Source organism: Anaeromicrobium sp. (assembly GCF_025210435.1).
Taxonomy (GTDB): Bacteria; Bacillota; Clostridia; order Peptostreptococcales; family Thermotaleaceae; genus Anaeromicrobium.
Genome location: NZ_JAOART010000003.1, coordinates 36,757 through 46,318 on the forward strand (window position 1 = coordinate 36,757; position 9,562 = coordinate 46,318).

Annotated in this window: 11 protein-coding genes and 2 riboswitches; of the genes, 10 read left to right on the forward strand and 1 reads right to left on the reverse strand. The window is 32.1% G+C overall.

Going from position 1 to position 9,562, the window contains the following annotated elements; translation table 11 throughout:
* Nucleotides 1-10: 10 nt before the first annotated feature.
* From phnW to N4A57_RS00415, 9 genes are all read left to right on the forward strand, one after another.
* Nucleotides 11-1,105 carry a 2-aminoethylphosphonate--pyruvate transaminase gene (gene phnW, locus N4A57_RS00375; RefSeq protein ID WP_293655301.1) on the forward strand — a complete coding sequence of 365 codons (1,095 nt, stop codon included), beginning with the start codon at nucleotides 11-13 and terminating at the stop codon, nucleotides 1,103-1,105.
* Complete coding sequence (gene phnX / locus N4A57_RS00380) at nucleotides 1,105-1,917, forward strand: phosphonoacetaldehyde hydrolase (RefSeq protein ID WP_330671409.1); 813 nt, start codon at nucleotides 1,105-1,107, stop codon at nucleotides 1,915-1,917. The genes phnW and phnX overlap by 1 nt, the downstream gene beginning before the upstream one ends.
* A gap of 300 nt (nucleotides 1,918-2,217) precedes the next feature.
* Nucleotides 2,218-2,676 (forward strand): hypothetical protein, encoded by a 459-nt coding sequence (locus N4A57_RS00385; RefSeq protein WP_293655303.1) that lies wholly within the window; start codon nucleotides 2,218-2,220, stop codon nucleotides 2,674-2,676.
* Nucleotides 2,677-2,731: 55 nt separating this feature from the next.
* A riboswitch (FMN riboswitch) is annotated at nucleotides 2,732-2,855 on the forward strand.
* A gap of 98 nt (nucleotides 2,856-2,953) precedes the next feature.
* On the forward strand, nucleotides 2,954-3,565 hold the full coding sequence (locus tag N4A57_RS00390) for an ECF transporter S component (RefSeq protein ID WP_293655305.1): 612 nt from the start codon (nucleotides 2,954-2,956) through the stop codon (nucleotides 3,563-3,565).
* A 360-nt stretch (nucleotides 3,566-3,925) separates the two neighbouring features.
* The gene (gene tsaE / locus N4A57_RS00395; RefSeq protein WP_293655307.1) at nucleotides 3,926-4,384 is read left to right on the forward strand and encodes a tRNA (adenosine(37)-N6)-threonylcarbamoyltransferase complex ATPase subunit type 1 TsaE; all 459 of its coding nucleotides are present in this window, start codon (nucleotides 3,926-3,928) and stop codon (nucleotides 4,382-4,384) included.
* Nucleotides 4,381-5,100 carry a tRNA (adenosine(37)-N6)-threonylcarbamoyltransferase complex dimerization subunit type 1 TsaB gene (gene tsaB, locus N4A57_RS00400; protein ID WP_293655309.1) on the forward strand — a complete coding sequence of 240 codons (720 nt, stop codon included), beginning with the start codon at nucleotides 4,381-4,383 and terminating at the stop codon, nucleotides 5,098-5,100. Before tsaE ends, tsaB begins: the two co-directional genes overlap by 4 nt.
* Nucleotides 5,093-5,527 carry a ribosomal protein S18-alanine N-acetyltransferase gene (gene rimI, locus N4A57_RS00405; RefSeq protein ID WP_293655311.1) on the forward strand — a complete coding sequence of 145 codons (435 nt, stop codon included), beginning with the start codon at nucleotides 5,093-5,095 and terminating at the stop codon, nucleotides 5,525-5,527. The genes tsaB and rimI overlap by 8 nt, the downstream gene beginning before the upstream one ends.
* A 432-nt stretch (nucleotides 5,528-5,959) precedes the next feature.
* Entirely contained in the window at nucleotides 5,960-6,157 is a 198-nt protein-coding gene (locus N4A57_RS00410) for a hypothetical protein (RefSeq protein ID WP_293655313.1), read from the forward strand.
* A gap of 209 nt (nucleotides 6,158-6,366) precedes the next feature.
* Nucleotides 6,367-6,433: riboswitch (Fluoride riboswitch) on the forward strand.
* A gap of 84 nt (nucleotides 6,434-6,517) precedes the next feature.
* The gene (locus tag N4A57_RS00415; protein WP_293655315.1) at nucleotides 6,518-7,696 is read left to right on the forward strand and encodes a cation:proton antiporter domain-containing protein; all 1,179 of its coding nucleotides are present in this window, start codon (nucleotides 6,518-6,520) and stop codon (nucleotides 7,694-7,696) included.
* A 41-nt stretch (nucleotides 7,697-7,737) separates the two neighbouring features.
* Here the strand turns inward: N4A57_RS00415 and N4A57_RS00420 are convergent, their stop codons facing one another.
* Complete coding sequence (locus N4A57_RS00420; protein ID WP_293655317.1) at nucleotides 7,738-7,944, reverse strand: hypothetical protein; 207 nt, start codon at nucleotides 7,942-7,944, stop codon at nucleotides 7,738-7,740.
* Between the two features lie 392 nt (nucleotides 7,945-8,336).
* Here N4A57_RS00420 and tsaD point away from each other — a divergent pair, with 392 nt between their 5' ends.
* Nucleotides 8,337-9,386 (forward strand): tRNA (adenosine(37)-N6)-threonylcarbamoyltransferase complex transferase subunit TsaD, encoded by a 1,050-nt coding sequence (gene tsaD / locus N4A57_RS00425; RefSeq protein WP_293655318.1) that lies wholly within the window; start codon nucleotides 8,337-8,339, stop codon nucleotides 9,384-9,386.
* Nucleotides 9,387-9,562 lie beyond the last annotated feature (176 nt).

A 9,562-nucleotide genomic window follows, 5' to 3' on the forward strand; every position in this document is an offset into this window, starting at 1 on the left:
GGTTTAGATTATGAATAACTATAAGCTTTTGACACCAGGACCACTTACTACTACAAACACAGTAAAGGAAGAAATGTTAATTGATCGTTGTACCTGGGATGATGATTATAAGTCTATAACTCAAAAGATAAGAAAGCAGCTTCTTGAAATCGGAAAAGCTTCATTAGATAATTATACCACTGTATTAATACAAGGGAGTGGGAGTTTTGCTGTGGAATCTGTTATAACTACTGCCATGTCCCATGAAGATAAACTTTTAATTATTAGTAATGGGGCTTATGGAGAGCGAATAATAGAAATGTCACAATATATAGGTATTAATCATGTTCCATATAGATTATCCTATGATGAAGTGCCAAAGGAAGAAGAAATAATAAATATACTTAAAGAAGATAAAGAAATTTCTCATATAGTTATGGTTCATTGTGAAACAACAACAGGAATATTAAATCCTATTGAAGTGATTGCTAAATTAGCAAAGGAACATGAAAAGACTCTCATAATCGATGCTATGAGTAGTTTTGGGGGTATTGAAATTAACATAGAAGAATTAGGGATAGACTTTCTGATTAGTAGTGCAAATAAGTGTATTCAAGGGGTTCCAGGATTTAGTTTTGTCATTGGAAAAAAGAATAAACTTCTTAAATGTGAAGGAAATTCAAGAAGTTTATGCTTAGACTTATTTGAACAATGGAAGGTAATGGACAAAGATGGGAAATGGAGATATACTTCACCTACTCATGTTGTTGGAGGATTTTCTAAGGCAATAGATGAGTTAATAGAAGAAGGAGGAGTTACTCAAAGATATATGAGATATAAAACCAATAATAAACTACTTCGTAGTAGACTTAAGGAAATAGGTTTTAATCCATATATACAAGAAGAAAATCAGTCACCTATAATAACTACATTTTTATTTCCAACTCAAGACTTTGACTTTATAAGCTTTTATAACTATATGAAAGAAAGAGGATTTGTAATTTATCCAGGAAAATTGACAGATGTAGATACTTTCCGTATGGGAAACATTGGAGAAATTTATGAAGAAGATATAAATAATCTTTGTGATGTAATTAACGAATATGTAAAGGTGGTTAGAAAATAATGATGATAGAAGGTGTAATATTTGATTGGGCAGGAACTACGGTAGATTTTGGGTGCTTTGCTCCTGTAAATGTTTTTATTGATATATTTAAAGATGCTGGCATAGAGGTTACTATGAAAGAAGCTAGAGAACCAATGGGAATGTTAAAGATTGATCATATACGAGCCATGTTACAAATGCCAAGAATTAGTGCTTTATGGGAAGAAAATAAAGGCAGAGCCTTTGATGAAAATGATGTAAATGAACTATATTCAAAATTTGAGCCAGCCTTAATGGATTCACTATCTAAGTATACTGATCCAATTCCAGAAGTAATAGATACTGTGAAAATAATAAAAGAAAAAGGGCTTAAGATAGGTTCAACAACTGGTTATACAAACAATATGATGAATATTGTAACAAAAGAGGCAAAGGAAAAAGGCTATAGGCCGGATCTTTGGGTAACACCAGATGCAACTAATAAACTAGGAAGACCCTATCCATATATGATATATAAAAATATGGAAAAACTTAAACTTACTGCACCTTGGAAGGTAGTTAAAGTAGGTGATACATCATCAGATATTAAAGAAGGAGTTAATGCTGGTGTGTGGTCAGTAGGTGTTATTATTGGAAGTTCTGAAATGGGATTAAGTTATGAGGAATTTAATAGTTTTTCAGATATTGAGAAAGAGGAAGTGATTAAGGAGACAGAAGAAGTTTTTATGAAAAATGGAGCCGATTTTACTATAAAATCTATGGCAGATCTTCCAGAATTACTAGAGACAATCAATGATTTAATAAATCAAGGGAAGAGACCAAAGGCTAGATAAGGTCATGGTAAATAGGTAAGTTCATATAAGTTTTAGTTAAAATAGAAATTTAATGTTATTCAAGAACTTGTAGTTGCAGAGGAATAAATAAAAGGAGTATCCCCCATGGGATGCTCCTTTATAAGTGTAGATGAAAATCTTAAATTTATATTAAATGAGAATCGGATAGGAAGGAATTATATGAAAAAAGGAGAATTATATACAGTTCAAAATTAAAGTCTTAAAAGGAAGATCTAATGAATATTATAAATAGTGTAAATAAGGGGCGCTATTTAACTAAAAGGGGGAGAAAAAGGTTATATGGATATGATTTCATTAAAAACTATACTTTTTATCATGATTCCAGAGAATATATTAATACTTTTAAGTGGATTGTATTTAGTAAATGAGGGGAAACAGAAATGGACTAAAATCATATTTTTAGTCATGGTACAATCTATGAGTTTAATTATGATCAAAAGATATGTACCATTTCCCGCATATATTTTTGTAGTTACAGGTATATACATATGCTTAATATATTTTATTTTAGGCATATCCTATAAAAAGGCCATATGGGCAGTTATAATACCTATCATATCCATATATATTATAGAGAGCTCGGTGTTAATTTTTATGGAAGTGAAAATAAATCATTTATTTTATTCAGATTGGGATAAAATTAGATTTTCACTACCTCATGAAATATTTCTCTTAGCCACATATTTAATTTGTAAATACACTAATCTATCTTTAACAGAAGAATTAGATATGTGTTGAATAATTAAATTAATTAATATATAATGATGTTAAGAAAATATAATATTGAAAATTAGGTATTCTTCGGGGCAGGGTGAAATTCCCGACCGGCGGTAAAAGTCCGCGAACCATAATATTATTATGGTTGAACTGGTGTGATTCCAGTACCGACAGTAAAGTCTGGATGGTAGAGGAAGGTTTATTTATGACTTTTTTATGTCCGAAGTGTACTATGCTTCGGGCATTTTATTTTAGCATATGCCTGACTATAGAATTACCTATCTAAGGAGGAATATATATGAATAAGATGAGTACTATTAATGGAGGTACTTTAGGAAAGACCCATGTAATGGCTAGAATAGCTGTATTGTCAGTTTTTTCTTATGTATTAATGTTATTAGAATTGCCACTATTTTTCTTTCCAGAGTTTTTAAAAATTGATTTAAGTGATTTGCCAGCCTTAATAGGAGCCTTATCATTAGGGCCTATGGCAGGAATATTAATAGAACTTATTAAAAATTTACTTAACTTAATTACAAAGTCATCTACTGGAGGAATTGGAGAACTTGCAAACTTTTTAATAGGAATATCTTTAATAGTACCAGCTAGTATGGTTTATAAGAATAATAGAAGTAGAAAGGGCGCATTAATGGGAATGGCTTTAGGAACTTTAGCTATGGCCATTGTGGGAGGATTAGCCAATTATTATGTATTGATTCCCTTTTATTCAAATTTCATGCCTATAGAAGCCATAATAGATATGAGTAAAGCAACTAATAAATATATAGTAGATTTAAAGTCCTTAATATTATATGGTGTAGTTCCATTTAATTTAATAAAAGGAACGGTAGTATCAGCTGTAACTTTAGTAATATATAAAAAAATATCACCTATTTTAAAGATAAGGTAAGCTAATGGCGGTTATTTGTAAAATAACCGTCATATTTTTTTGTTTTTCTTGAATGATTCCATGTGAAATTATATAATTGATTTTGGATAATAATATAATTATAGATTTCTCATGTGGAAATTGGCTTTGTGTGAGCCTACTTCAGGAAAATGTATTAAAATTTTTTTCCATCCAAGTCACCTGTCACATGCTAAAGTGTGAATATTGAATATGGGTTCATGCTTCATGTTTACTATGAATATGATGTTGTGACGTTCCACGATTCCAAAAAATTTTAATACATTTTCCTTTGTAGGCAAGTTACTTTGTAGATGAAATTTAGAATGATAAATCTAGAATAGATTAAATGAGGTGTAACATTTGAAGACTATAGTAAGTAGTAGTGAAGATAAAACTTTTAATATAGGATATAAACTTGGAACTCTGATTCGAAAGGGAGATATAGTGTGTTTGACGGGGGATTTAGGTGCAGGGAAGACCACTATGACAAAGGCCATTGCTAAAGGTCTTAAGATAGATGAATACATAACTAGTCCAACTTTTACCATTGTCCATGAGTATGAAGGTCGTGAAAAGCTATATCATTTTGATGTATATAGGGTAGGATCTGTAGAAGAGATGGAAGATATAGGATATGAAGAGTATTTTTATTCAGAAGGAGTTTGTGTAATAGAATGGGCTAACTTAATTGAGGAAATAATACCTGAGAATCATCTTTGGATTAATATAAAATATGGACCCAATAATGAGAGAATTATGGACATGGCACCTACTAGTGATCATTTTGAAAAAATAGTTGAGGAGTTGGAGAAAATATGAAAATATTAAGTATAGATACCTCTTCCATAGTGTCTACTGTGAGCATAATGGATGAACATAAGCTTATGGGTGAAGAAATAGTAAATAGTAAATTAACCCACTCTGAAAAGCTAATGCCGGCTATAGATAGGGTTTTAAAAAATTGTGATCTTACTATAGATGACATAGATGTAATTGCAGTGGCCTTGGGACCTGGGTCCTTTACGGGGATAAGAATTGGAATAGCCACAGCTAAGGCATTAGCCCATAGTAAGGGAAAAAATATAATAGGAATATCAACTCTAGATGGACTAGCCCTTAATATGCCCATGTGTCATATGTTAGTATGTCCCATACTAGACGCCAGAAGAAATCAAGTATATACGGCTGTTTATAAGTGGGATAGGGATAATTTAGAAATAATAAGAAAACATGAGGCCATAGAATTAGATAGTGTATTAGAATATTTAATGGATAGACCTGAGAGTGTGGTATTTTTAGGTGATGGAGTAGAAAAATATAGACAGGTTATAGAAGAAAAGCTAAAGGATAAGGCTTATTTTGCACCAAATAGTGTAAATATGCCAAGGGCATCATCCATAGGTGAGATTGCCTTAAAAAGAGCTAGTTCTAATGATTTTGACAATTTATATGGATTAAATCCCACATATCTAAGGAAGTCTGAAGCAGAAAGACAATATGAAGAAAAGATGAGAAGATGTGATTCAAATGATTAATACTAGACTTATGACGATAGATGACATAGAGCAGGTATTAGACGTGGAGAACAATTCTTTTGCCCTTCCTTGGAGTGAAAATGCCTTTAGAAAGGAAATGAAGGAGAATGATTTAGCCCTATATGTGGTCATAGAGGAGAATGGTAGGGTAGTTGGATATGCAGGTCTGTGGGTCATTGGACATGAGGGGCATATTACTAATGTGGCCGTACATCCCCAGTTTAGAAAAAAGGGATATGGAGATTTATTAATAGATAGACTCTTATGTGAAGGAGAAAAGAAGGGCATAAATGCATATACCCTAGAAGTACGAGTTTCCAATAGACCAGCCCAGAAATTATACGAAAAATACGGATTTAAAAGTGTGGGCATAAGACCTAAATACTATGAAGATAATAAGGAAGATGCCATGATAATGTGGAAATAAAACTATTGAAGGAATTGATTCTTTCAATAGTTTTTTTGCATTATAGATTTCGTGATTATAAATTTGCTTTATGTGAGCCTACTTCAGGAAAATATATTGAAAATTTTTTCCACCCAAGTCCTTGTCACAAGCGAAAGTGTGAATCTTCGTAGATAGGTTCATGAGTCATGTTCAAATAGCATAGGATGTTGTGACGTTCCAGGGTTCCAAAAATTTTCAATATATTTTCCCTTGTAGGCAAGTTACTATATAAAGAAAACTTAGTGTTGCGAAATCTATATAGATGGATTTATCTTATCCTTTGTAGGAAAGCTCATATATAAGGTCAATCTAGTGTTCATAAATCTATAGTGGGTCTTGAATAATTTTATAGGTACTTTTACAAACTATAATAGTATAGACTATTTCATGATTTAAAGAAGGAGGAAGAACATGAATAACAGAAGTAAAGAGCAATTAATTGCAATAGGTGAAACCTGTAATAAATATAGTAGCCTATATGGAGAGGGATTAAGTAACTCTGCTCATATGTGGACTAGTTGCGAAACTTGTTCCCATTTCACTCAAGGGCACCAATGTGATTTGAATCTAATGGAAAAGAATGACGATACGGCAAGAGAAGAAGGTTAAATTTACTATTAATATAATGGGGAATGTGATTAGGAACTATCCTAGTCACATTCCTTATTTAGGCATATGGAGTTAGGTTATAGAAGATAAAATTAATATATTTTGTAAATTTCTTTGTAAAAATATTATGGTTTTATATACCATGATTAGTAAAACTATGATATAATGGTTCCAGTTATAAGGGGTACTAAATAAGCCCTATTTAATTTAATAATACAGGTGATGGAGTTCGCCTTTAACTATTGTTTAAATACAATTAATGACTCCTACTGAGATTTAAAGATCTAAGTAGGAGTTTTTTTGTTTTAAAATGATTTTTAAATCTAAAAATAATCTTATTAAGGGGAAAGGATGAAAATTATGGTTTTTAGTTTGGGTGTAATAATTATATTAGGTTTATTAGTGAATAAGCTTTTCAACAAATTGGGTCTACCAGGTCTTTTGGGAATGATATTATTAGGTATTGTGATTGGACCCTATGGAATGAATCTTATTAGTGATAGTATGTTGAGGATTTCTTCAGATTTGAGAAAAATTGCTTTAATAATAATTTTATTAAGGGCAGGATTGGGAATAAAAAAAGAAACCTTACATAAAATTGGAGTTCCTGCAATTAAAATGAGTTGTTTACCAGGACTTATGGAAGGGATTACGATTCTTTTTTTAGGAAGTTATATCTTAAAAATTTCCAAAATAGAATCAGGATTACTGGCTTTTATCATAGCAGCCGTATCTCCAGCTGTTATAGTTCCACAGATGCTTGATTTCATTCAAAGGAAAAAGGGTGCTACTAAGGGGATTCCCACATTGATTTTAGCAGGAGCATCAATAGATGATGTCTTTGCAATTACATTATTTACTACATTTTTAGGTTTATATGGAGGAAAGAATATAAGCATACCTATTAAAATATTAGAAATTCCTTTGTCCATAATACTAGGCATTTTATTAGGTTTAATATGTGGAATAATATTGATTAAAGTTTTCAGAAAATATCATATTAGAGATACTAAAAAAGCTCTTATATTAATATCCATAGCAATTATATTGACTACCCTTGAAGATAGTTTAAAAAATATAATACCTATTGCAAGTTTACTTGGTGTAATGACTATTGGATTTATCCTTTTAGAAAAATATCCTAAAGTAGCAAATAGATTATCAAGTAAATTTAATAAAATATGGGTATTTGCAGAAATTCTTTTATTTGTATTAATAGGGGCTCAAGTAAATGTCTATGTGGCCCTTGACTCTGGTATGTTAGGATTGTTTATTATTACAATTGGATTATTAGCCAGATCCATCGGGGTTTTAATTTCCGTTGCTGGAACTAATTTTAATTGGAGGGAAAGGGTATTTTGCGTAATAGCATATGTACCAAAGGCAACAGTTCAAGCTGCCATAGGAGCAGTCCCCTTAGCAGCAGGTGTAGAATCAGGAGAGCTGATTTTAGCAATCGCCGTATTGTCCATTATTGTTACTGCACCACTAGGAGCCTTTGGTATAAAGGTTACAGGAGAAAAATGGCTAGTTGATTAAAATGCAGAGAATATATAGAACTGTTCAAATGAACAGTTCTATTATAAATGTTTGTTATTTTTTACAGGATCTTGAGAATGAAGATATGGCTGAACAAAGGATTGTTCCGTTAAAATCATATTGAGCACATCCGTCTCTGTTACTTGAGTTAAAAGTGCATCAGATAAAATATTATCTCTTGAGGCCTTTTCAAAAAAGCCCTCTTCATATTCTTCGTCATTTTTTCTTTGTTTTGGTTTTTTATGCATTTTATATCTCCTTTTTAATAAAAATAAAGATTTGTAGTTATAGTATGGCACAGAGATTATTTAATAATTCTAAAATTAATTAATTTTATATTGGATAAAGAATAAAGTTATTAGTGGAAATAGGCTTTATGTGGGCCTACTTCAGAAAAATATATTAAATTTTTTTCCATCGAAGTCACCTGTCACATGTTAGCGTGTGAATTTTAAAAAGAGGTTCATGTGTCATTTTGACTATGCTTAGGATATAGTGATGTTCTACGATTCCCCCAAATTTAATATATTTTCCTTCGTAGGCAAGTTACTTTAGGGGGGGAGGTTTATTAAATCTTTTGCTAAAACATATGTAGTTGGATATAATATTAAAGAATACATTAGACAAGAGGAGTGGGTTTATGAAAAAAAATAATCCTAAGAATGGAGAATACTACTTAACTCTTGCCATTGAAAGCAGTTGTGATGAAACGTCAGCGGCAGTCTTGAAAGATGGAAGAGAAGTTTTATCTAATATAATATCTACTCAAATAGAGGAACACAAAAAATTTGGTGGGGTAGTACCAGAAGTAGCTTCTAGAAAGCATGTGGAAAATATAAATATGGTAATAGATGAGGCCTTAGAAAAGGCAAATGTGACCTTGGATAATATAGACCATATAGGAGTAACTTATGGCCCTGGCCTTGTGGGAGCTTTGCTAGTAGGTTTATCTACTGCTAAGGCCATGGCCTATGCACTAGATATGCCTTTAGTGGGAGTAAATCATATAGAAGGGCATATATGTGCAAATTATATTGAACACAAGGAATTAAAACCTCCATTTATGTGTCTTATAGTATCAGGTGGACATACTCATTTAGCCCATGTGAAGGACTATGGTGTATATGACATGTTAGGACGAACTAGGGACGATGCAGTGGGAGAAGCCTTTGATAAGGTGGCTAGGGCCATGGCATTAGGATACCCTGGTGGACCCATAATTGATGAGCTAGCAAAGAAGGGCAACCCTGAGGCCATAAAGTTTCCTAGAGTTTATTTGGAAAATGGGTCCTATGATTTTAGTTTAAGTGGATTAAAATCTGCCGTACTCAATTATTTAAACAGTCAGAGGCAAAAGGGTATTGAGATAGTAAAAGAACATGTGGCCGCATCTTTCCAAATGGCAGTCTTAGATGTATTAGTTAAGAAGGCCATAGATGGAGCTGTGGAAAAGAAATTAGATACTATAGTAATAGCTGGTGGTGTTGCAGCTAATAGTGGTCTTAGACAGCTGTTAAGAGAAGAGGGAAAAAAACATAATATAAAAGTATTATATCCATCCCTTCAGTTGTGTACAGATAATGCTGCCATGATTGGTTGTGCAGCTTACTATAATTACAAGGCAGGGAAAATTTCAGATATGTATTTAAATGCAGTACCAGGATTAAAACTAGGGGCTGTGGAAAAATAACAATAAAAAGGGGCAGTTATAAACATAACTGCCCCTTTTTATTGTATAAGTGAAAACCACCTGCTGTGCGGGTGGTTCAAAAAAGCTTCCAGCGGTGAGCAGAAAATAAAAGACTCCTTTGTTAGAATAGTATTTAGGTTTGCCGACCAAATACAAAACAAAGGAGAATGCCCAAA

What these genes read in the sequence shown, in the direction of transcription:
- phnW (WP_293655301.1), top strand. Translation starts at nt 11, where the DNA reads ATGAATAACTATAAGCTTTTGACACCAGGACCACTTACTACTACAAAC.
- phnX (WP_330671409.1), top strand. Translation starts at nt 1,105, where the DNA reads ATGATGATAGAAGGTGTAATATTTGATTGGGCAGGAACTACGGTAGAT.
- N4A57_RS00385 (WP_293655303.1), top strand. Translation starts at nt 2,218, where the DNA reads ATGGATATGATTTCATTAAAAACTATACTTTTTATCATGATTCCAGAG.
- N4A57_RS00390 (WP_293655305.1), top strand. Translation starts at nt 2,954, where the DNA reads ATGAATAAGATGAGTACTATTAATGGAGGTACTTTAGGAAAGACCCAT.
- tsaB (WP_293655309.1), top strand. Translation starts at nt 4,381, where the DNA reads ATGAAAATATTAAGTATAGATACCTCTTCCATAGTGTCTACTGTGAGC.
- rimI (WP_293655311.1), top strand. Translation starts at nt 5,093, where the DNA reads ATGATTAATACTAGACTTATGACGATAGATGACATAGAGCAGGTATTA.
- N4A57_RS00410 (WP_293655313.1), top strand. Translation starts at nt 5,960, where the DNA reads ATGAATAACAGAAGTAAAGAGCAATTAATTGCAATAGGTGAAACCTGT.
- N4A57_RS00415 (WP_293655315.1), top strand. Translation starts at nt 6,518, where the DNA reads ATGGTTTTTAGTTTGGGTGTAATAATTATATTAGGTTTATTAGTGAAT.
- N4A57_RS00420 (WP_293655317.1), bottom strand. Translation starts at nt 7,944, where the DNA reads ATGCATAAAAAACCAAAACAAAGAAAAAATGACGAAGAATATGAAGAG.
- tsaD (WP_293655318.1), top strand. Translation starts at nt 8,337, where the DNA reads ATGAAAAAAAATAATCCTAAGAATGGAGAATACTACTTAACTCTTGCC.